The 23,422-nt window shown below is 48.8% G+C and carries 16 protein-coding genes; 4 read left to right on the top strand and 12 right to left on the bottom strand.

Features of this window, described 5'->3' with window-relative positions:
- Positions 1-23 precede the first annotated feature (23 nt).
- The 5 genes from P304_RS16125 to P304_RS14440 form a co-directional block, all read right to left on the bottom strand.
- Positions 24-2,669 carry a response regulator gene (locus P304_RS16125; RefSeq protein WP_051321483.1) on the bottom strand — a complete coding sequence of 882 codons (2,646 nt, stop codon included), beginning with the start codon at positions 2,667-2,669 and terminating at the stop codon, positions 24-26.
- Between the two features lie 436 nt (positions 2,670-3,105).
- Entirely contained in the window at positions 3,106-3,609 is a 504-nt protein-coding gene (locus P304_RS0106780) for a bacterioferritin (RefSeq protein WP_027389930.1), read from the bottom strand.
- A 35-nt stretch (positions 3,610-3,644) separates the two neighbouring features.
- On the bottom strand, positions 3,645-5,099 hold the full coding sequence (locus P304_RS0106775) for a catalase (protein WP_027389929.1): 1,455 nt from the start codon (positions 5,097-5,099) through the stop codon (positions 3,645-3,647).
- A gap of 100 nt (positions 5,100-5,199) precedes the next feature.
- Positions 5,200-5,697 (bottom strand): EAL domain-containing protein, encoded by a 498-nt coding sequence (locus P304_RS17455; RefSeq protein WP_269077601.1) that lies wholly within the window; start codon positions 5,695-5,697, stop codon positions 5,200-5,202.
- A complete protein-coding gene (locus P304_RS14440; RefSeq protein ID WP_027389927.1) occupies positions 5,597-7,066 on the bottom strand; it encodes a diguanylate cyclase domain-containing protein in 1,470 nt (489 codons plus the stop codon). The genes P304_RS17455 and P304_RS14440 overlap by 101 nt, the downstream gene beginning before the upstream one ends.
- 203 nt (positions 7,067-7,269) lie before the next feature.
- On the opposite strand from P304_RS14440, the gene P304_RS0106760 reads away from it, so the two are divergent.
- On the top strand, positions 7,270-8,658 hold the full coding sequence (locus P304_RS0106760; protein ID WP_027389926.1) for a PAS domain-containing sensor histidine kinase: 1,389 nt from the start codon (positions 7,270-7,272) through the stop codon (positions 8,656-8,658).
- 5 nt (positions 8,659-8,663) lie between these two features.
- Here the strand turns inward: P304_RS0106760 and P304_RS0106755 are convergent, their stop codons facing one another.
- The 6 genes from P304_RS0106755 to P304_RS0106730 form a co-directional block, all read right to left on the bottom strand.
- Positions 8,664-11,138, bottom strand: a complete 2,475-nt coding sequence (locus tag P304_RS0106755; protein ID WP_027389925.1) for a U32 family peptidase — start codon at positions 11,136-11,138, stop codon at positions 8,664-8,666.
- Positions 11,135-11,713, bottom strand: coding sequence for a bis(5'-nucleosyl)-tetraphosphatase (symmetrical) YqeK (yqeK, locus tag P304_RS0106750; RefSeq protein WP_027389924.1), 579 nt, complete (start codon positions 11,711-11,713; stop codon positions 11,135-11,137). The genes P304_RS0106755 and yqeK overlap by 4 nt, the downstream gene beginning before the upstream one ends.
- On the bottom strand, positions 11,710-12,402 hold the full coding sequence (locus P304_RS0106745; protein WP_027389923.1) for a P-loop NTPase family protein: 693 nt from the start codon (positions 12,400-12,402) through the stop codon (positions 11,710-11,712). The genes yqeK and P304_RS0106745 overlap by 4 nt, the downstream gene beginning before the upstream one ends.
- 144 nt (positions 12,403-12,546) lie before the next feature.
- Complete coding sequence (locus tag P304_RS16115) at positions 12,547-15,195, bottom strand: transporter substrate-binding domain-containing protein (RefSeq protein WP_051321481.1); 2,649 nt, start codon at positions 15,193-15,195, stop codon at positions 12,547-12,549.
- Positions 15,196-15,233: 38 nt separating this feature from the next.
- Positions 15,234-15,680, bottom strand: a complete 447-nt coding sequence (locus P304_RS0106735) for a response regulator (protein ID WP_027389922.1) — start codon at positions 15,678-15,680, stop codon at positions 15,234-15,236.
- A 14-nt stretch (positions 15,681-15,694) separates the two neighbouring features.
- Positions 15,695-17,290 carry a sensor histidine kinase gene (locus P304_RS0106730; RefSeq protein WP_160165025.1) on the bottom strand — a complete coding sequence of 532 codons (1,596 nt, stop codon included), beginning with the start codon at positions 17,288-17,290 and terminating at the stop codon, positions 15,695-15,697.
- Positions 17,291-17,423: 133 nt separating this feature from the next.
- Between P304_RS0106730 and P304_RS14425 the strand changes: the two genes are divergently transcribed.
- Complete coding sequence (locus tag P304_RS14425) at positions 17,424-19,022, top strand: hybrid sensor histidine kinase/response regulator (protein ID WP_051321480.1); 1,599 nt, start codon at positions 17,424-17,426, stop codon at positions 19,020-19,022.
- Here the strand turns inward: P304_RS14425 and P304_RS0106720 are convergent.
- Entirely contained in the window at positions 18,997-20,754 is a 1,758-nt protein-coding gene (locus P304_RS0106720; protein WP_027389920.1) for a PAS domain S-box protein, read from the bottom strand. The genes P304_RS14425 and P304_RS0106720 overlap by 26 nt on opposite strands.
- Positions 20,755-21,012: 258 nt before the next feature.
- Here P304_RS0106720 and P304_RS14420 point away from each other — a divergent pair, with 258 nt between their 5' ends.
- Both P304_RS14420 and feoB read left to right on the top strand, forming a co-directional pair.
- Entirely contained in the window at positions 21,013-21,297 is a 285-nt protein-coding gene (locus P304_RS14420) for a FeoA family protein (protein WP_051321479.1), read from the top strand.
- On the top strand, positions 21,294-23,417 hold the full coding sequence (feoB, locus tag P304_RS0106710) for a ferrous iron transport protein B (protein WP_027389919.1): 2,124 nt from the start codon (positions 21,294-21,296) through the stop codon (positions 23,415-23,417). Before P304_RS14420 ends, feoB begins: the two co-directional genes overlap by 4 nt.
- Positions 23,418-23,422: the final 5 nt, after the last annotated feature.

The raw sequence follows: 23,422 nt of genomic DNA, 5'->3' as shown, positions 1-23,422 counted from the left end.
GAGCACGGTAATGGGTATGGCATCTATCGCCCTTTCCCAGCAGTGTGTTCAATATCCAGCCAATAGCTAATCGTACGGATGAGGTGTTCAGAACGAATTGGTTTACTCAGGTGATCATTCATCCCAGACGCCAATACTTTTTCCCGCTCTTCGACCAATGCTGCGGCCGTGAGTGCGATAATCGGGATGAACGGGGCAAATTCTCGGATACGGCGTGTCGCTTCGTACCCATCCATTATAGGCATTTGTAGATCCATTAAGATCAAAGCAAATGCCTTGTTTTGCGCATACTGTACCGCTTCAGCTCCGTTGTGAGCCACCGTTACGACTATCCCTTCCCGTTGTAACATGCGGCAGACAACCTGCTGGTTAATTTCATTATCTTCAGCCACGAGTATTTCACAGCCGCTCAGCGACTGAGCTGCCACAGGGAGATGGAGTGGTGCTTGCGCCAACTCTTTGGCATATTCAAATCGCAGGGTAAAAAAGAACGTCGTGCCAAAGTTCGGCTGCGAAGTAACGCCAAGTGTGCCACCCATTGCGTCCGTCATGTGGTGCGCAATGGCTAACCCCAATCCCGTACCACCAAAACGGCGCGTAATGGAGGTGTCTGCTTGTGTAAATGGTTGAAATACGCGCGCGACTTGTTGTTGATCCATCCCAATACCGGTATCGGAAAGAGAAAAGTGAAAGGCGATACTTTGTGCCGTACGTTCGACAACGGTGATTTCAAAACGGATTTTTCCGTGTTCGGTAAATTTCAGTGCGTTGCTGATGAGGTTGGTTATAATTTGCCCGAAACGGATGGAATCTCCGACCACCATGGTATGCGCTTCTGGGGGGAATATCAGTTCTAGGCGGATCCCTTTGTCGCTAATTGCCCGTTCAAAAAGTGATATGGCTTGCTGGCACGGAGTGATCAGAGAAAACACATGGTTGTCGAGTTCCAGTTTTCCGGCTTCGATTTTAGAATAGTCCAGTATGTTATTCAGAATACCCAATAACATCTGCGACGAGCTGTGAATTTGGAAAATGGCATCACTATCTTTACAGCTTCCGCAACCATCTTTGTCCTGAATGGCCAGTTCACCCAAACCAATAATGGCGTTCATTGGCGTCCGGATTTCGTGACTCATATTGGCCAGAAAATCTGACTTTGCGCGATTGGCTGCTTCAGCTTCTTCCATGCTGCGGCGCAAAGCCGCTTCGGTATCTTTCAGCGCACTAATATCGCTAAAGGTAATAACAGAGCCGCTACGTTTGTCAGCAAACGGTTTCACCGATAAACGAACTGGAATGAGTTGACCATCTTTACGGCGGAATATCTCTTCGCCAAAAAATGGTTCCTGTCGTTTGATGGCCGTCATGACAGGGCACTGCTCTGGCGGAAGGTAGTTATTACAAGAATGGGTATGGAAGAGTGCGTGGCCATCCTGGCCGATGACTTCGGATGGGGTATATCCCAGAATTTCGGCGCCTGCACGGTTAATGGCTGTAATAATCCCTGCCGTACTGCTGACATACAGCCCTTCCGCCATCGTATTGGCAATAACTTCGAGATATTTTTTTTCTTGCTGGCTCCGCTGACGACTCAATAAGAGTGAATAGAGCAATGCCGCCGCAATCAAAATCAAGATCATAGCTACGGTGTACTGAATCCAAAATGTGACCTGAATCTGCTTCAGCTCTGGAGCAGACTCAATCGAAATAAGATACCCTACAACCACATCGTGCGTGTTACGAATCGGCGTGAGAATCACCACAAAGCTGTCGCCATCATGTGTGAGCGGAAAAGTACCACCAATGCGACTGGCAAGAGCCTGTTGGAAGGGTTGATGTGTACGCAGCGTTTGCAATTTCAGTCGGCTGGTATTGCTCATCTGCGGTGGGGCATACGGCAACATGCGTAGGGGATCTTCTTCCAAATAGGCGGGATTTCCTGTCCACGTTACATAATAGTGGTGCAGCTCTTCAAAAAGTATCGGATCAATGAATTCTCTATTCAGAATTAATTGAAATTCACGTTTAGGATAGAGGTGCTGCATTTCGAGCCGGAGTGTTTCAAAAGGCAAACTGAATTCAACGGTTCCAAGGTGCTCGTCCGCAGCGGTTATAATAGGGAATACCATACGAAAGCCGGAAATAACCCTTCCTGTCTCAAAGGCATACACGGGCGAGCGTGTTTCGTTCGCTCGCCGCACAGAAGGGCGAATGGAGCTTAAATCATCGCCATACCGCTCAGGCATATGCATGCGGAGTAAACTGACACTTGACGGGAGGTGAAATTGTAATTGCCCTAAGCCAAGGCGCTGCAATTCCTTATAAGTTGGTGCTATATGCTGATACAAGAGATCTCTGGCTCGATCACGTGTGTGTGAATCCTGTGCCATACGCAGTATACTGAGCGTATCTTCCGATAGAATATGCTGCCGAAAGTAACTTTGCATGGTGTTTTGATGAATACGGCTGACCGCTTCCCAAGCAACGTCTTGAGACACTTGGTAGGTGTGTAAGGTGTCTCGTTGGTGCCCATTGCGAATAAAATTAAAAAAAATCGCGGCACTGACGATGAAAAATGAGGCAAGGAGAAGAACGAGAAAGAAATGCGAACGGAACGGACGGACAGACACCATGCGTAAAAGAAGATCTTGTTGCGTTGCTTGTTTCACTCGCCTACCACCTCTGCATGCTACCCTGATATCAGGCCTTTAACCTTTATTTGTAACTATTCAGCACTTTTACCCGTCATCTCGAACGTATGTGAGAGATCTCGCCTTTGAGATTTCTCGCTTCGCTCGAAATGACATAAAAAACCTTGAAAAAACTGGTAACTGTTCAGCACTTTTACCCGTCATCTCGAACGTATGTGAGAAATCTCGCCTTTGAGATTTCTCGCTTCGTTCGAAATGACATAAAATCTTTGAAAATACTCTGGTGTTATTAAGCTGAATAGTTCCCTTTTTTTGAGGAATCAATACTACTCTATACAACGAGAGGTTTCGAGCGAAATATCACGACCAAAGTGATTTCTTTGCGATAAACGCAGTAAGCCAAAGCATGACGAACATGCTTTGGCTCTGCGAGTGTACTTGGTCACAACGTGGATTATTGCGCGGTGGGTGCACCCATTCCGCTACGGCTCTTGCTCCGTTCCATCGACTGCAGCGCAAGGTAATTTTCGCCAAACCGCTTCAGGTTATCAATTTCATTATCATATTGGTCGAAATGACGCTCTTCGTCCAACACCAGCTCTTCAAAAATTTTCTTGGTCGCGGAATCTGCATTCGCACCACATTCGTTGGCCATGCGGTTGTAATCGAGCGCACTGTGCTCTTCCATTTGGCGAGCCATTTCTAACATTTTTGCCACATCTTTGATCGGCTTCACAGGGTCGCTCGCTTGCATCACAATATCGCCACCCAGAAAAAGAATGCGATCAGCCAGCTTTTCCACATGAATCATTTCTTCAATCGCGGTGCGCTTAAAGAGCATTGCCAGTAAGTCGTACCCCTGATCATCACAGTGAAAGTGAAAATACATATACTGATGCAAGGCGGTGATTTCGTCGGCTACTGCCTGATTTAATAACGTAATGCTTTTTTCATGCATAAAGGCCTCCTGAAGATATGTTGGTTGCAAAAAACTTATACAGGAACGTCACTCATACTGATGCCAAGCGCCTTGGCAACACCTTCGCCATAGGCCGGATCGGCTTTATAGCAGTTACCGATATGGCGAACTTTAATCATTTTTGGGGCATCCCCCATCGCACGTGCGGTGTTTTCGAACAACACGTGCTGCTGTGCTGGTGACATCAAGCGGAACAACTTCCCTGGTTGCGTGTAATAGTCGTCATCTTCGCGATGGTTCCAGTGGTCAGCCGCACCTTCAAGCGATAGTGGTGGCTCGGCAAATTCCGGCTGCTGCTGCCACTGTCCATAGCTATTCGGTTCATACCCTAACGTGCCACCATGATTGCCATCCGTGCGCATAGCACCGTCTCGGTGGTAGCTGTGGAACGGACAGCGTGGCTTGTTGACTGGGATTTGGTGGTGATTGACGCCTAACCGATAACGTTGCGCATCACCGTAGGAGAAGAGTCGCCCTTGTAACATTTTATCGGGCGAGAAGCTAATACCCGGCACCACATTGCCAGGATTAAACGCCGCTTGTTCAACATCTGCAAAGTAGTTTTCCGGATTGCGGTTAAGCTCCAGCACGCCCACTTCGATCAATGGATAGTCTTTATGATACCAAACCTTCGTAAGATCAAAAGGGTTATGGGGATAGGTTGCCGCATCTTTTTCCGGCATAACCTGAATCAACAGGGTCCAACGTGGAAAATCTCCATTTTCAATACTGTCGTACAGGTCGCGTTGGTGGCTTTCACGGCATTTACCAATAACAGCTTCTGCTTCGGCATCGGTCAGGTTTTTAATCCCTTGCTGCGAACGGAGATGGAATTTGACCCACACACGCTCGTTGTTGGCATTGATCATACTGAAGGTATGGCTGCCAAATCCATGCATATGGCGATACGTTGCTGGAATACCGCGTTCGCTCATGGTGATGGTAACCTGATGAAGCGCTTCTGGAAGCGACGTCCAAAAATCCCAGTTATTCTGCGCACTGCGTAAGTTGGTGCGCGGGTCGCGTTTGACGGCATGATTGAGATCAGGAAACTTCAGTGGATCGCGCAGGAAAAATACCGGCGTGTTGTTGCCGACGAGATCCCAATTGCCTTCTTCGGTATAGAATTTGACTGCAAAGCCACGAATATCGCGTTCAGCGTCTGCCGCTCCCCGTTCACCAGCAACCGTGCTAAAGCGAATAAAGAGTTCGGTTTTTTTGTTGATTTCCGAAAAGATTTTCGCTTTTGTATACTGGGTTATGTCATGTGTGACCGTAAACGTCCCAAAAGCGCCGGAACCTTTGGCGTGCATCCGTCTTTCGGGTATCACTTCGCGATCGAAATGTGCCAGTTTTTCTAAAAACCAAACATCTTGCAGCAACATCGGCCCACGTTTTCCCGCAGTCAGAACATTTTGATTGTCAGGAACGGGAGCCCCACCGGTAGTCGTTAATTTCTTTTCACTCATGAGCTACTCCTTGTTTGTTAAGGTTATCTAAACATTTTACCCGCACATAAATTGCCAGCATTACCGCTCACAGTCAAGAGTAATCCCTAGTTAAGATGCATTATTCTCCAGATAAATCGTGTGCCAGTTTCTCCAGTTGGTTTAGCGGTACAGGTTCATCGAAGAGAAACCCTTGGAAGGCATGGCACCCATACTCAATCAACTGTTCAAATTGCCTTTCGGTTTCAACACCTTCGGCAACGACCCGAAAGTTCATATGCTCGGCGATTGCCATGATAGATTGGACAATATCGCCACTATTGTTCAAGGTATCATCCAAGTTGGCAATAAAAGAGATATCAATTTTCAATTGTTCCAGCGGAAGTTCGTTCAGGTGCTTGAGTGACGAATAGCCGGTGCCAAAATCGTCAAGCGCAACACCAACGCCTATTTCACTGAGATCCTTTAACACCTGGATAGAACGTTGCATATTTTCCGCCAGGATTGATTCTGTCACTTCAAGTTTTAATTTGTGTGGTTGAATTTGAGCGAGGCGGACAAGGTCGTAGATTTGCTGCACAAATCCCGATTGCAGAAAATGACGTTTGCCAATGTTCACCGCGAGTTGCAGCCGCGAAAGTCGCGGATCGCTTTCCCATGCTTTCAGGGTATGGCAGGNAGGTGGTTTCAAGCACCCACGACCCGATCTGAACAATTAACCCATTCTCTTCGGCCAGCTCGATAAAATCTGCCGGCGCAATAAAGCCCCGTTCCGGGTGATCCCAACGCAGCAATACTTCGGCGCCGAACATTTTCCCTTCGCGATTAAATTGGAGTTGATAATAGAGACGAAATTGATTGTCTGGTAGCGCGGCAAAAAGATCGGCACTCAGTCGAGCGCGGTATTCGAGCTGAGAATGGAGCGCAGGGCTAAAGAAACAGAGCATTTCGCGCCCGTTGCCTTTCGCGTAATACATGGCCGTGTCAGCACGACGCAGCAAATCGCTGGCGGTAATTTCCTGGCCACGAAATAGCCCGATGCCGATACCAGCGGTGATATGCAGTGTTTCTTCCCCATCGCCAACAGGCTGTGAGATGGCTTCGCGAATGCGCAACGCTAAATTTTCGACTTGTTCCGTTGCGTACCCAACATTATTGCCAATGTGCTTCATGATAATCATAAATTCATCGGCACCATAGCGACCAAGAAAGCACGTATCGGTGTTGATCGTGTTCAGAATACGCTGAGCAGACATTTTGAGGATCATATCGCCGCCCATAATGCCAAGTGCTTCGTTCAGCGTGCAAAAATTGTCCAGATCAACGAATATCAGCGCGCAGTAGCCACCATCATTCAGCTCATTATTTACCATCGTTTTACATAATTCATCCTGCAGCATGCGTCGATTCGGCAGTCCGGTTAATGGATCGCGCAACGCAAGTTTCTGCATCGCTTCGACCTGATATTCAACGATCAACGCTGAAGCCTGCTGCGTGAAAAGATTTTGACCACTCCCTTCGCGAGTGTTTTTCGGTTCACGGGTATGAAAAATTTTATTCAGCCGGTGCTGTTCATTCAGTTGATCAATAACGCTTTGCGCCCCCTCTACCATCAGCATAATGCAGCGAGGTGGTACACGGAGTAAATCAGTTGGAAAGTGAGTTACCACAGCAAGATTAACGGGAATATGGACAGAATCAATGCGGAGCTGTACAAAAACACTCTCTTCAGCAGGAGCTGTTTGTGGCCGTTGCGCCAAAAATGCATCAAACGCAGAAAGATATTCGGAGGCGATTATATCACGCAGAAACATCAGTTCAATATGCTCCGGCGAAATATGAGACATCGCAAGAAATCGATTATTGACCTGCACAATTTTGTAATGCGCATCAACAACTATCAACGCTGTGGGAAATGCTGTAAAAAACTGCTGGAATTGATCCTGTAATACAGAAGCAGAATTTGAGGCATTACCATTATTTCCCATAAAGCCACCTTACTATACGGCCGGAAACGGTCGATATTCTCTATTTTAAAAAAGATTCACAACTTTCTATCTCTCAATCATCACCGCTTGCTACTTTACCGTTGCAATGGAAAAATATCAATTATACTTTAGTGCCAGTAAGATATCGTTACAAACGTTATGCCCATAAAGCCTGAGCTTTATAATGCATACTTGGAGTAGAAATGAGACGCGAAAATTGGGAGCAACGTAAGCGAAAGCTCCAAGAGCGAGCCGAACAGATGTTGCAGGCCGCCGACAAAAGCTACAACAGTGAAGATTTTCCTGCCGGAATAAGTGAGTTGATTCACGACCTGACTGTCCAGCAAGTCGAACTCGAGATTCAAAATGATGAGCTGCAGAAGGCACAATTCGAACTCGCCCAAGCCAATGAACGTTTAATGAACCTGTACCACTTTGCGCCCATAGGCTTTTTGTTGATTGAGTCGCATGGTATGGTCATTCAGGCGAATAAAACCTTTGCCGATCAAGTTGGCACTCCATATCAAGAAATGGCAGGAAAGCCATTCGTTACCTTTGTGTATGCAGAAGATAAATCGATATTTCACGGTCGTTTTTCCACATTTTTTAAGTCGCCTGAAGGGAAGCATATTGATGTGCGGATCGCACAAGCAAAAGGGGCATTTTTCTATGCTCGGATTGTCGGCTGTACTCAAATGGGGAAACTCTTTAACCATAATGCCGCCCCCGATGATGAGATGCTTTTGGTCGCGATTCACGATATTACCGAACAACAGAAGGTTCAACTGGAACTACAAATCACCCTTATGACCATGCAGCAGCAAATTGACAGCGGCATTGACTTATGCCGCAGTAAAGATTCGATCATTGCTGAGCAAAACCGACGCCACTCTCTGTTTAAGTTGCTGGTAAATATTGCCCACCAATGGCGCCAACCATTAAACGTCTGCGGCATTATGATTCAAGAAATTGGCGAAATGATACGTCAAAACGATATTGATACCGACCTCGCACTCGAATATACCACTGACGCGATGGATCAACTTATCAGCCTTTCGAATACCATTTCGGTGCTCACCAATATGTACGATTCACAAAGTGCACCGAAGCTCTATTTCATCAAACAACTGATAACCACTGCACTGAGCTATATTACCAATGACCGGTTACAAGTAATCGAAATTGACATGCAGATCCCCGACGAACTCACGATCTATGCCATTGAAAGTGACATGGTAGAAGTGTTCTTGGAGCTTATCGGAAACGTTATCAACATTACGCAATCCCGCAAACTCGATTCCGTTCGTTGCACAATTACGGCACGAGCGCTGACACCGGAACGGATTCAGCTTATTTTCGATGATACCGCGGGCGGAATTGATCCAGCGGTCTTGCCGTACCTGTTCGATCCTTACAGCACAACTGCATTTAAAGGGCAAGGCAAAGGGCTTGGACTCTATCATTTGCGCCATATTATCGAAAACCGTTATCGCGGTTCAATAGAAGCCGAAAGCAGTAAAAGTGGCGCCCGATTTATCATTACGATAGGAAAATTGGCGATTGATGAGGCGAGCACTACAAAGGTGTGTTGATTTCTCTAGCGTTTGCGACTGCGATACGCTTTGTTTTTCATCAATTGCCCTTCATTAATGCCACAAAGCTCACTGACTTGCAATTCACGGACGAGCTGACCATTGTCGATTCGTCCGGCAAAGAGATCCTGATAACACTGGAGTTTTTGGCGCAACTGTTCGGCGGTATCAAACAGTGCCTCAATGCGATATTCTCTCACACCGTGCTGCTTCAGATCAGGAATCAAAAATGCCGATGACTGCGCAATGCCATGAAACATCGTATTGCGACACGCTTCGTCGGTTTTCACCGGATGACTTACCTGTTCAGGATCGCGCAACGCCACGCGATGCCGTTCACATATTGTACCGCACTGCGGATACCCAACCGCATTCGTTAAAAACGCCGCAAACACGCAAAAATCCATATGAAAAGCGGGCATATGGTGATGCAACGTCACTTCCCATGATATCTCAGGAGCCGCCCGCAGCAATGCCAGTAATTGCCATTGATTCAAATCATATGAGGGACAAAGCGTTGAAAGCCCAAAGTTCTGATACGTCTTCGCCGCAACGGCATTGGTGATATTGAAACTGAAATCGCCACGGTACTCGCCATCCCACTGATGCTGTTTCAGCCACTGCAAAGCACCAGCATTGCGGAGTAAAAATCCATCAGGCTTGAGCGCTGCCAACGTTTTCAGGTAGTGCCATTCACCGGGTTTCAGGATGCGGTTCGTGGCAATCGCCGTTGTATGCCCCATCTGTCGCAGTTGTTGCAAGGCTGCGCCATAGTCCTGCCCATATTCAAAATCAAGGTACACCGTACCCAGCGTCATCCCAGCCAGCGCTTCAAGTTGTTGCGGCAAACGGAGCAGCACATTGAGACGTGGTGTCGTAACCTGCGGCATACTCTTGGCCGTCACCTGATACGGTGCCAGCCACTGTTGCGCCTCGCTGAGCGCAACAACGTGCGATGGAGTTGCGGCTATCCGTTGTGCATCAAGCATTTCCAGAGCTAAACGCCGCATTTGCTTAATTTCGCGACTATGTAAAAAGAGATCATTGGCGATAAAGACATGGAATTGATCAATCTGATATGCCGTGTCACTCAAGGTGCCACACGCCTGGCGCACATTCTCAACCGTCAACGGTGCCTTTTGCGACAATTCCAGTTGTGACGTTGACTCCACACAAACCGTACGCCCCTCAGGATCGCTGACACGGAGCGATAGCGGCGTGCCAATCGTTCCCTGCACCTCGAAAGAAACCGGAATGCGACGCAGCCGATGTTTATCCTGATAACTGAGTCGCAGCTGCCGTTGCTGTTCTGGAGCGCTATTCCAGTACACACCATCACCAGCGCGGACAGCGTGCAGGGGGAAGTCGCGTGCCATTTCGATACGATAGCGCTGTTTTCCCAGCGCAGTACTATCGTATATCGCGCCGCCATGTTCGGAACATCGCTCGTCACCAGCGAACAGAAGGCCGTCGCCACGTTCAACCCGATGCGAGGCCTGAATAACCAGACTCCGCTTGTCACAACTTTCAACCGTACCGAGGTGGAAACCACGATGTGCACTATACGTTGCAGATACCAATGATTGATTATTCGTCCCTTGCAGCCAGCCACTCCCGACACCACGCGAAAACGTTACTTCCATCATTATTTCCTGCAACGGATCACGTTCCAGTGTCGACGAAACGGCAGCATCAATAGCACGGCGATAGGACGCCACAACAGCGGCAATGTGTTCCGGCGACTTCAGGCGACCTTCGATTTTGAATGATTCGATCCCCATCGCCACCAACTCTGGTATGTGCCGCAAGCCGCAAAGATCGTGTGGTGAGACTAAATAGCGACGGACACCGAGAGTGCGCGGTTGACCGTCTACCATCAAGTCATAAGCAAAACGGCAACTTTGGGCGCATTGCCCCCGATTGGCGGAACGTCCACCAATGCTTTCCGATGTCAGGCATTGCCCTGAATACGCAACGCAGAGTGCACCGTGGACAAAAACTTCCAGTTCCGCATCGGTTTCACGGCGAATACGTCGCAAGGCATCGAGCGAAAGCTCACGTGCCAAAATAAAACGGGCGATATCGAGATCTTGATAGCAAGCAATCGCTTCCGCAGCAGTGACACTCATCTGCGTGGAAGCGTGAATACCCTGCTGCGGGGCAACGGCACGAATAAGGCGCGCGAGACCAACATCTTGCACAATAATGGCATCTGGCGAAAGATCGCACAGTCGCAGAAGATCGGGGAGCAACGGCGAGAGTTCATCCTGAAAGAGCAGAATATTCCACGCAACATACAGACGCACACCGTACCGCCGTGCGAGTACGCCAAGCGTGGCGAGTTCGTCGAACGTAAAATCAGCCGTGCGGCCACGAGCGTTGTAGCCCGGCATACCGACGTAAAGCGCATCGGCACCGTTATGAATAGCCGCCAACGCCATTTCGTGCGTCCCTACGGGAGCAAGGAGTTCCGGTTTCATGTGTGATTCGCGTGTGACAGAATACGGTGCGCATCGCGTAAATCCTGCGAAACTGGGAAGCGCGCCTCACGTTCCATGCCATCAATCATCTGCTCCACCAGCATGAGAGTTGCGAGACGGAGATCAGTCTCGGCAAGTGTTAGAATCTTTTGATTATTACGCCCTTTTTTGGCTGGCTCCAGCTTGTCCGCCAGAAATATATTCTGCGCAAGCGGGAGCAATGCGGCACGCGCGCTGAGAGTGGTGTGATCGGCTACAGCAAACAAAACAGCCTGATCTTCCACGCCATGTTCGGCCTGAAGCCACGCCGCCGCAATCGCGCCGTGATACATCAGCGGCGCATCGGCATATTCAGGGCGCAACAGCCTGAAATGTGCGGCGTGTTCACGGTAAAACTCCTGTGGGCGGGCACGAAAAAGATCGTGCCCCAACGCGGCTACTTCGCACGCATCACGGTCTATATGATGGACGGCGGCAAGGCGCAACGCCACCTCGCGCACACGCCATACGTGGTCACGGAGTTTTTGTGGCTCATGGATATAGTGATTTTCAAGTAATGGAATCAACGTTTTCATGAACGGAGACAGTCAAGCCCTTCGAGTTGTTTATAGCAATTTTTCAACCAAACCCGCACCCGTTGCCGTTCGAGCAATCCAAGTCCAGCATCTTTATTATTTGCAGCCGCCCAGAAGCTAATCCCAAGGTGATCAATTTTCTTCATGGTGTTACCGTGGAGTTCTCCAAGGTCGAAAAAACGGGCGTTCGCAGCGATAGCACGCTGACATACTTCGGAAGTATTGAATGGGGTAAAATCTTTGCCGCGCCCATGGTTGCGCACAATCACGTAGCCGAGGGTATCACCGAACGTATTGAGCAGGTCGTCAAGAACGGTGAGCGTGTCGCGTCCATCATCCATAACATGCCAGTACCAAAGGGGAACACCGAGTTCTTGCGCCAACCCAGGAAGGTCACTTTGTGCCGTCCATTTTTGCAGTGCCGCAGCCGTTTGCGCCGCAAGGTCAACAATAATCGCGCGGTCATCTTCACTCGCTGCTTCCATAATCTGATCCGAACTTTCGAAATCATCCAGATTTACCGGCAAGCAAAATTCGCTATAAAAACGGAGCAACGCACCATGTGACCGGTCTGAGTCAAAAACAATCAAAGGCTGCTGGGTATCAACATAGTATTGCGCCAAAAGTCGCGACGTAACCGACTTCCCCACGCCGCCTTTTTCTCCGCCAATAAAGTGAATCGTACTCATGTGTTCCCTCCAGAAAATTCAGTTGTATCGCACAATACCACAGAGGGTGTTGTCAGAAAAGTAGGCAGTGAGTGCTCCTCGCTTACGCTTGTTCAAAATGCCAGCAGCGCAGAACTCAGGCGAATGCGCTCGTTGTGCGACCGGTTACTTGTGTACCACCGCCAAAGGGAGCGTAAAGCGGAAGCAGCTGCCATGACCAAGACCGGCGGATTCAACCCAGATGCGACCGCCATTCAGTTCCACGATTTTATGAACAAGCGCTAAACCAAGCCCACTCCCTTCGCTATTCGGATCAAGCTGCGTAAAGAGACCGAATACCCGATCGAGATCCTCTGACGCTATCCCCATCCCATTATCGCGAATCCAGAAGATGGTTTCATCTTTCTCATGGTCACAGCCAATTTCAATGCGCGGGGCAGGTTGATCTCCCATATATTTGATCGCATTTTCGATAAGATTTTGCCAAATTTGTCCAAACCGTAGGGGATCTCCGTGCAGACGAAGCTCCATATCAGCGGCGACGGTAATCGTAATTTTTTGTTGCTGAATTGCGCCCGCCAGTGCGGCCAATGAAACGTCTATTAACGCACGTACGGTATGTGTTTCCGGTGGGTTATCTATTCGGCCAACCCGCGAAAGCTGGAGCAATGCCCCTAATAACTGCTCCATTTTATTGGTAGCGCCTTGAATAAATTGTATATCGGAATTGATCCTTTCCTGATGCTGCTCTGCGATATCTTGTTGCAGCAGCCCCAGAAAGGACTGTACGGTAATCAGTGGACTTTTGAGGTCGTGCGAAATGGTATAAACGAACCGTTCCATCTCTTCGTTTTTCTTCTGTAAGGTCGCTTCTGCCTGCTTCCATGCGGTAATATCCCTTACCAACGCCAGAAAGTGTCCCGCCGAGTTACTCACCAGACGGCTTTCGTACATGCGGTGCTCGCCATCAATATCCATCTGGTACACATAGGGTGGGAGCGTCCCTTTTCTCTCAATTTTGGCGAGATTTTCACGGGTTAACGTGGCAATATGCTCTGGCAGAACATCGCGTACATTGCGTCCAAGAAATTCGTGTGGCGCTACGGCAAGCGCACGTTCATTGGGCGCATGCACGTCGAGAAAGTTTCCTTCGCGGTCAAACACAAAAATACAATCAGGGATCGCACGGAGCAGAGTACGGTTGCGCGATTCGCTCTCTTGCAACTCAGCCGTGCGCCGCGATACTTGGCGACGAAGTGACCACGACCAAAGCGACATAATAAACAGAACAATAACCAGCGGAATCAACGTCATAGCCGCATAGCGCAGAATTATTTCATGCGTCTCAGGGTCATTGTGGTACACACCAAGCCATTTGTCGCGCAGGCGATGGTATTCGCCATTGCTTTCAATGATATGGAGCCCTTCCTGAAACTTCGCTAACAGTGCTTTTTGCCCCTTGCGCACGGCCATGCTGTAATGGCCATCCAGAAAACTCACTTTACCAACGTGAAGTTGCGGGAGATTACAGATTTCGCGGTGATGTAAGGCAACCAGGCGCGCCATAAGTGTTGTATCGTACATTCCAGAAGCAACCGCTTTTAAAGCCTCTTCCGGCCCATCAACAAACGTGATCTGATCTGCTAACCCTGCTTTTATCAGCGGATCAACAATGAGATCTCCCCGCTGCAAGACAATGCTTACCCCTTTGAGTTCGTCAAAAGATGCGGGAGGATTGAGTTCTCCACGACGGACAACACTCACGTATTGCGTCAGAAGGTATGGGGAGGTGAAATCAAAATATTCTGCCCGCTCAGGCGAAGAAAAAATTCCCTGAATGGCATCGATTTCGCCATTTTTCAGTTGTTCGAGTATCGTACTCCACGAGCCAAGACGCACTTCAATGTTCAGACCCATCTCCTGCGCTACAGCACGGCTGATTTCCGTCGCAAAACCCGTGGGGTTGCCCCGCTCATCAAGATACTCATACGGTGGATACCCCTTATCCCCGCCAATAATAAAGCGTTGTTTCGGTGGCAACTCTAAGGCGGCAAACCAGTTTGCGTGGAGGCGATTATACGTTCCATCCGCCATAACCAACGCCAGACCTTCGTTCAGCAATGCGAGTGTGGCACGGTCACCATCCTTGACCGCGAAGCTGAAATCCTGCTGAAAATCTTCGATCGGACGCGGAGCGATACGCAAATTCGTCAAGCCCGTTTCGGCAATTAAACGGAGTGCCACCAGTTTTAGGGTAATAACGGCATCGCACTCTCCCGCAGAAAGGCGATGGAGTGCGTCTTCAAATGATGGCGTGGTGAGTATATCTATGCCGCGATCTTCACGCCGCAGGTATTCTTCAACATTATCACCCAGCATCACGGCAACGCGTTTGCCACGCAGATCGTCCATCGTGTGAATATCGCGGGTGTTTTCGTGCGTGATTATTGCACCGTGCATTGTCATATAGGGGAAGGTAAAATCGAACAGCGCTTCGCGCTCAGGGGTACGCCCCACGAGCGGCAGAACCTGAATTTCACCCGCTTCCAGCAGTTCACGTACTTCGTTCCACGTTCCAGTGGCAAACGTGACGTCACGCCCCATGGCTTTCAATGCGGCACGTAACAACTCCACTGAAAATCCGCTGGGAATGCCATCGGCATACACGATACTGAATGGCGGGTAGTCGTCTTCAGCCGCTGACGTGATGGGCACTTGTGCCCACGCCATAACAGGAACAAGCAGGAAACAGCACAAAAACATCTTCACGAGAGACCACGTACGGAGAGATTTTTTCAGATACATTCGTTTCATGCGCGTCCCTCTTTTTCTTACAGTCAGGATCCCATGTGCTACCTGTTGGTTCGGTTCCAGATGAGCCAGTAATACCCAAGCGCCTGAATCAGTTCGACAAATTGTGCAAAATGAACGGGTTTAACCAGATAACTATTGGCGTTGCATTCGTAGGCTTTGGCAATATCAATTTCAGCAGATGATGTTGTTAAAATCACGGTGGGAATACTGCACAGTGAGGAGTCGGCCTTGATGGTACGCAGCACTTCCAGTCCGTCAACTTTAGGCATACGCAAATCAAGCAAGACTAATCCTGGGCGTGGAGCAAGGGTAGGGTCGCTGTACTTTTCGCGCTGATACAGGTAATCAAGCGCTTCAAGGCCGTCAACCACATGCACAAGGCGGTTGGCAACTTGCGCGGTTTCAAGGTTACGCCGAACAATTTCGGCATGCGCGGGATCATCTTCTGCCAGCAAAATAACAATTGGTTCACCTTGGACGTGCATAAATTCGTGTCTCCTTATGATTTGCTTGCTTGGAGTGCGAGCGGTAAGGTAAACCAAAAACAGGTTCCCGTTGCAGATCCGCTTGATTCAACCCAGATTTCTCCACCGTAGAGTTCAATAATCCGTTTCGTAACCGTAAGGCCGATTCCTGAACCGGCTGTTTGCGGATCAAGTTTATCAAAAATCCCGAAAATCTTTTGGTGGTACTGCGGCAAAATACCAATCCCGTTGTCTTTCACATAAAAAGTGGTTTCGCCTTTCGTTGTGGTAACGCCAATTTCCACATGTGGCTGATCGGTATGCCCCATAAACTTTATGGCGTTTTCGAGTAAATTTTCCCAAATCTCACTCAGTCGCTCGATATCGCCATGGAGCAGAATATCGTCGCCGTGCAGTATGATGGGTGGCATCTGCTGTGCCGTGAGATCCTTTTCGAGCGCTACCAGCACTTCGGCAATCAGGTCACGGAATTTGATATCCCGTGCGGGAGCTATCACCACGCCAACCTTGGATAAGTGCAACAGTTCGTCGAGGAGGATACTCATCCGCTCGGCGGCCTTTTCAATATACGTCACATCCTGCTGAATCCGCTGTTGATTGCCTTGCTCCAAAGAGGTTTTCAGGTATCCCAAAAATGAGCGGATAGTGACAATCGGGGTGCGCAAATCGTGTGAAATGGTGTAGGCAAAACGCTCCAATTCGCTATTGCGCTGTTCAAGCTCAACCGTTCTGGCTTGGAGAGCACTTTCTGTGTGGTGAACTTTCTGGCGATGCAGCCAGATACCGCACATCCCGAACAGCCACAGCGCACTGTATCCTATACCATACACAAAGAGCGAAGCGTACAGTGACTCTCGGTGGGTCTGCCACGGAATACTTACACTTAAACCGCCACGGATATCACCTACGTGGTAGCCTTGATGAGCGTGGCATTTCAGACACCCTGCTTCTACGATAAGTGGGCGCATATACCGCAAAAATGGGATGCCGCCGATTGTCTCCAACGACCACCGCTCAGTTTCCCCCGCCTCAAAGGCCTCTAGGGCGACGATCTCCCAACTATCAGGAGCATTTTCAAGACGTAACGGTTTCAGGCTGGTGATATGGCCACGCGTACCAAAGGTGCTGTCAGAAAGTTCATGCACTTGACGCGTCATGTAGGCTGGATTTATTAAGGTTAATTTTCTGCCACTTGGGGTTTCTATTTCGCGCTCAAGAATATGGGTCAGATACGGGTTGGGCGGTGTGTGCTCAGTGATCGGGACGTAGACGCCACCATGTATCGTCGCCCAACGCCGGTAGGTAAGGTCTTTGGCATAACTGTACTGCGCGGCAGCAACGACTTCTTGCAATGCCGATTGGTACGCTTGATAGCTATGCAGTGCCGCAATACCTGAGATGATCAAAGTCCAGAGGATCGCAAGCACAACAAAAGAGGTTTGAGGAAGCTTATGGGCGTAGCGCACGTGCGATACCTCGCGCAAACAGTCTTTACATTCTATAGTATGGTGCTCCGCTACTATCGGTGAATCCGGCAAGAAGTCAAGCGAGCTTTCGCTGAGTGGCACTATTTTTACCATCAAGTGCGTCACTACTGAGAAAAGAGGCACATCGCAAAGAAATCACACGATGCTCTGTTTGGCCATATTGTTCGTTGCTAATTCATTTTAAATGCCCCATACTTATCGCTACTCAATTGCAGATGACTGTGCTTCTTCGACTATCCATTATAAGGAGAACGAGATGTACTCTTCACCACTTTCCCTGATTCTACTTGAAGATGAAGTGGCGCACGCAACAGCCATTATTCGTGCGATTTCACGCGATACGCCGCAGATTACGGTGCGTCATGCGCAAACAGTACGCGAGTTCTTCCAGATGGAATCCGAACACACTCCCGATTGTGCCCTGATTGATATGCGACTGCCAGATGGTACGGCTTTTGAAATCCTGAACCATGAGCCAGAGAAACGATCCTATCCCATTCTTATTATGACCTCATATGGTGATGAAAAGATGGCCGTTGCCGCCATGAAGGGCGGCGCGCTCGATTATATCGTAAAGTCAAACGAATCATTTTCTGCCATGCCTCGTTCGATCCTCCGTTCGATGCGTGAATGGAACACGATACAAGAGAACCATACGATTCAGGCGGCATTACTTGAGAGCCAGACCAAGCAGCGCGAAGCAGCCGAAGCGGCAAGTCGCCTGAAAAGCTCGTTTATTTCGCGCATGAGTCATGAATTCCGCACGCCAATTAACGGGATTGTTGGTTCCATCGAATTAGCGTTGCAAGACGATGTGAATGAAGAACATAAACAACACTTGCGTACCGCGCGCAATTCCGCACGTTCATTGGCCATGCTCCTCAGCGATTTACTCCTCTTTGCCGACCAAGAGTCTGGCACGATTCAATTCAAGCAAGAGGAATTTGAACTTGCACCACTGCTTGATACCGTCTGGCAAACACTTGCCATCCTGACACCCGATAAAGGGCTGACCTACTCGACTCACCTTGCCGATGCGGTACCCCGTACGCTAAAAGGTGATTCAGAACGAGTGCACCAGATTCTGTACCATTTGCTCTCAAATGCTGTAAAATTTACCGATACAGGATCGGTACAATTGGAGGTTACCCTCAAGCCGGATACTGACCATTCATCACCAATGCTTTGGCTTGTCTTCACGATTCGTGACAGTGGCATAGGGATTCCGGCGGGTCGTCAGGAACAGATATTTGACCCTTTTGTGCAGATTGACGATTCGGAAACGCGCCGCTTTGGTGGTTCCGGGCTAGGGCTTTCGATTGTCCGTCAAGTTATTCGAGCGCTCAATGGTACTATACAGATTATGAGTCAGTTGGGGCGCGGATCGACATTTCTGGTTGAACTTCCTTTTACCCGGGTTCCCGAAAATACCGCCAACCTTCCATCCACGCATGACGCGGAAGGGCATGCCAAAAAAATTCTGCTGGTCGATGACAATAAGGTCAATCTTGAGTTAGTCATGAAATTGCTTCAGCGGCGCAAGTTTCTCACGGAATCAGCCATCAATGGGCAAGAGGCACTGGATATGCTGGCACGGGAATCGTTTGATTTAGTATTGATGGATGTGGAAATGCCCGTGATGGATGGTTTGCAAGCAACGCGTGCGATACGCAGTGGCGCTCACCAAGGCATCAACTCAGACATTCCAGTGCTGGCACTAACGGCCTATACTTCGGCAGAAGATTGGAAACGGTGCTTGGATGCAGGGATGAATGATGTCTTGGCGAAGCCAATTGACGTAACGAAGCTGTTCGGTAAAATCAACGAATTCACGGCGTCAGGTTCGCATCACTGAGGTTGTCAAGAGTAATCGCAATACGTGCACCCTCTTGAGTATTCCCCGCCTGAATTGTTCCATGATATCGCTCTTCTACAATCCGCTTCAGCATGTACAACCCCAGCCCTTTATTGCGCTCTTTAAACGCTGTTGTAGCGTACGGCGCAAAGATTACCGGCAAAATGCTCTGGTCGATTCCACCCGCATTATCCTCGATCTCAATATACAACGCTCCACTTTCCAGACGTGAGCCGCGAACAGTAATGATAAGCGTTTCAAGCCGCTGATCGTGCGCCGCAGTACACGCATTCTGAACGACTTCAATAAGGATTTCGGTCATATCGCTTTTGCGTGCTCGCAGTTCGAGCGACGCATCCAGCCCCGAAGATTCTACTATCAACACTCCGTCATAGTAATACTTTATATCAAAATAAGTTAACCCCTGCTTTAACGCTTCGGCAATGTTAACAAGGGTTGGAGTTTCATTGCTTTCATAAAGTGACGTAAAATAGTTTAGCGTTTCAGAAAGCGACATAATTTGACCGACACCACGATCCAGCGTCGCTCTGAATGGCTCCAGTTGCTCCGCGGGGATAAGTGCTTGATATTCATCATCAATTTCCTGCAATGTCAATGCAACGGCACTGAGTGGTTGGCGCCACTGGTGGGCGAGATTCACCAGCAAATCCGTCAGCGACTTATGTCGATTCTGTTCAAAGATGATATTGTCCTGCTCGCGTGTTTTCTGGATAGCCATATCAATCTGACTCTGGAGTGTCGCCAACGTTTCTTGCAACGCTGCTTCCGCTTGCTTGCGTTTGGTAATATCAATCAAACTGAAGAGGAGCAGTTGCTCCCCCTGATGTTCCACTAACATCAAATGGGTATCGGCATCCCACACGTGACCATCAGGGCGACGATGACGCCATTCGAAGACGGCTGAGCCGTGTTGCTTAGCATGTGCAATATGCGCTTGGGCAGCAATTTCGGATGGCGTTCCATCCGCTTGTATTGGTGCAGAGACGTCGAGGGGAGTCTTGCCCAGAACATCTTTTCGCGAAGTGAATCCATAGATAGCAATCGCCGCCTCATTACAATCACGAAATTGACCTGAGATCGGATTGATAACAACTTGCGCGATACGCGAGTCGGCAAAGAGTGCCCGATTATATTTTTCACTGGCTGACAAGCGAGCCAGAAACTGTTTGCGTTGTCGGACAGCAAAAAACAGCAGAATGATGATGCTTGCCTGAAGCAGTACCGCCACACCGAAAACCCAAACGAGCCATTCGGTGCGCTCCACAACCAATGCTTCGACTTCTGCATGTTGCGCCAGGAGTTGCGCTTCGGCAGCAACTTTATCCGAAACATCGTGAATAATCGAAAAAAGCTTGGTGGTGTCACCATCGTGTATTGGCCAAGAATACACTTCCACCGTGCGCATTTCGCCATTCGCCAGCCGGTGAGGAAATATGAAATAATTACGGTTTTGGGCGGCAGCAGCAGCCATTTCGTCCCGTATTTGATCTGAAGAGAGCGCATTGATCTGTGAAATCAGTAAACCTTGCAGTGCATCAAGGGGATAGCCATAGAAATCAACTGCCGCCTGATTCGCGCGGATAATCTGGCCGGTCTCGGTATCAATCAGCAACATGATGGCCCCATGATGCTGAAAGAGATTGTGCGTTTCTATCGCAAAGACAGGCTTAGCATGGTGCAACAGGAATAACACGGAAAAGGCCGCGCCCATTGCTATAAACCACTTACTAAGCAATGGTTTTTGCTTTGAATCACAGATACATAGTGTCGGCAATTGTCGCATAATGTTTCCCTTTTGTTACATCAGAAGCAAAGCAGGGTTGCACTTTATAATGGATAATCATTCACGAAAAGCTTTTTTTGCTGAAAAACATAGCAGTGCCAGCAGAAATATTCCTCTTGCCATCTTAAAAGACATAGTATATTTAGTTATTCGCGCCTTACATTTTGGGAAATTGAGGAGAGACGTATGGGAAGAGATGCGGTTGGTTCACAGCCTCAACCAGAAACAAAGTCTGAGCGAAAGCTTTCTGAACTCAAGGTCGGAGCCAAAGGAGTGATTACTTCGCTGCAGCCGGGTGGTGACTTTCGGCACCGCTTAATTGAAATGGGAATCCGTCCTGGTGCTCGCTTTGAGTTGTTTCAGGTCGCACCGATGGGTGACCCTATTGATGTGAAAATTCAGGGTTCTTTCCTTTCTCTACGTCGTTCTGAAGCTGAAAAAATTATTGTGACTCTTGGTGAACTCGCATGAAAGTTGCTCTTGCCGGAAATCCGAATTGCGGAAAAACAACCCTTTTCAATAAGCTTACTGGTTCAAATCAAAAAGTTGGCAACTATCCCGGTGTAACCGTCGAAAAAAAAGAAGGCTTCATGCAGTGCGGCACAGCGCGGGTGCAGGTGGCAGACCTTCCGGGTATTTACTCCCTTTCATGCGCCTCCTTGGAAGAACGGATAGCGCGCCAACATATTCTGAACGAAGACTTCCGCTGGGTTATCAACCTCCTTGACTCAACAAATCTTGAACGCAACTTATACCTGACCGTGCAGTTGTTGGAAATGGAGTTGCCAGTTGTTTTGGCGCTCAATATGACTGACGAACTCTCTGCTGCCGGCTTGACCATCAACTATCGTATGATGGAAGAGATTCTGGGTTTACCCGTTATTCCTATTTCGGCGAAGAACGGAACTGGAGTAGCGGACTTACAAGCCGCCATCACCCAACCATCCCATAAAGCCAAACTCACCATAGAGTATGGATCGCATATTTCTGAAGCCGTTGAAGCCTTGGTTCCGCTATTAGAATCGCACGGTTTGCCGTCAGACGTCTTCGCCCATGCACCATCGCGCTGGTATGCACTCAAGTTACTCGAAAATGATAAGGAAATTCGCGCTGCCTTTGAGCGCCATCTGGGAACCGATGCCACACTGTTTACCAAAGTAGCCGAAGCGCAAGCGCAAATAGAGTCCGTGTATCACGATTCGCCACAGGTGGTGATAGCGGAAAAGCGCTATGGATTCATTTCGGGCCTCTACCGCCAGAGCGTCGAAAAGGTCGTGGAAAATCGCGTCTCAGCCACCGAAAAAATCGACAATATTTTTCTAAACCGCTTACTGGGATTGCCGATTTTCCTTGGAATGATGTACTTGGTGTTTCAGTTTACCTTTACGCTCTCCGAAAAACCGATGGAATGGATTGAAATCTTCTTTGGTTGGCTGGGAGAAGCTGCGGGGAGCGTACTGCCAGAAGATTCGCTGGTAAGCTCGCTTATTATTGACGGGATTATTGGCGGCGTTGGCGGTGTTGTTGTTTTCCTCCCCAATGTAATCTTCCTTTTCTTAGCCTTAGCGATTCTCGAAAGTACCGGTTATATGGCGCGAGCGGCGTTTCTGATGGATCGCACCATGCACTTATGTGGCTTGCATGGGAAAAGCTTTATCCCGATGATTTCTGGATTTGGGTGTTCCGTTCCCGCAATTATGGCCACACGTACTCTCGAACGTGAACGCGACCGAATTGTCACCATGATGGTTATCCCCTTTATGAGTTGCGGGGCACGTTTGCCGATTTACGTCTTGATTATTCCAGCGTTTTTCCCGTCACACCTTCATGCGAACGTCCTCTTCAGCATCTATATCATCGGGATCTTACTCGCCGTTCTGGGGGCGTGGGTTTTGCGTCGTACGCTCTTTCGTGGTGAAAGTTCTGAATTCCTGATGGAATTGCCTCCATATCGCATCCCAACCCTGCACAGCATTGTGCTCTACACAACCGAGCGGGCATGGCTTTACCTGAGAAAAGCCGGGACGATTATTCTGGCGATTTCTATTATCCTTTGGTTTTTATCGGTATTCCCGCACGATCATGCGACGGATGAATATGTCGAACAGGAAGTTGCTCTGATAGAGTCAGATGTCACCCTTTCTGAAGAGGTAAAAGAGGAATCCATTGCACAATTAGAGCAACTCCGCGCAGAAAGACTTTTAGAATATTCACTCCTCGGCAAACTTGGCCATGGGATTGCCCCTATCATGGCACCACTCGGATTTGACTGGAAGCTTTCTACGGCCTTTATCGGTGCTTTTGCCGCGAAAGAAGTGTTTGTCGCCCAACTTGGGATTATCTTTTCACTCGGAGAAGCGGATGAAGCAAGCACTCCACTTCGCGATAAACTGGCCGAAAACTACTCGCCACTTATCGGATATTGTATCATGCTGTTCGCCCTGATTTCTTCCCCCTGCATGGCAACATTTGCGGTAGTAAAGCGGGAAAGCAACTCGTGGAAATGGCCAATTTTTCAATTGGTTGTCATGACGGTCTTTGCTTGGATTATTACCTTTATTGTGTATCAAGTTGGATCGCTTATCGTGTAGCGGTT

Source organism: Chrysiogenes arsenatis DSM 11915, assembly GCF_000469585.1.
Lineage (GTDB): Bacteria > Chrysiogenota > Chrysiogenetes > Chrysiogenales > Chrysiogenaceae > Chrysiogenes > Chrysiogenes arsenatis.
Note: the sequence above shows the minus strand (reverse complement) of the source record. Positions and strands in the feature narration are given on the sequence as shown.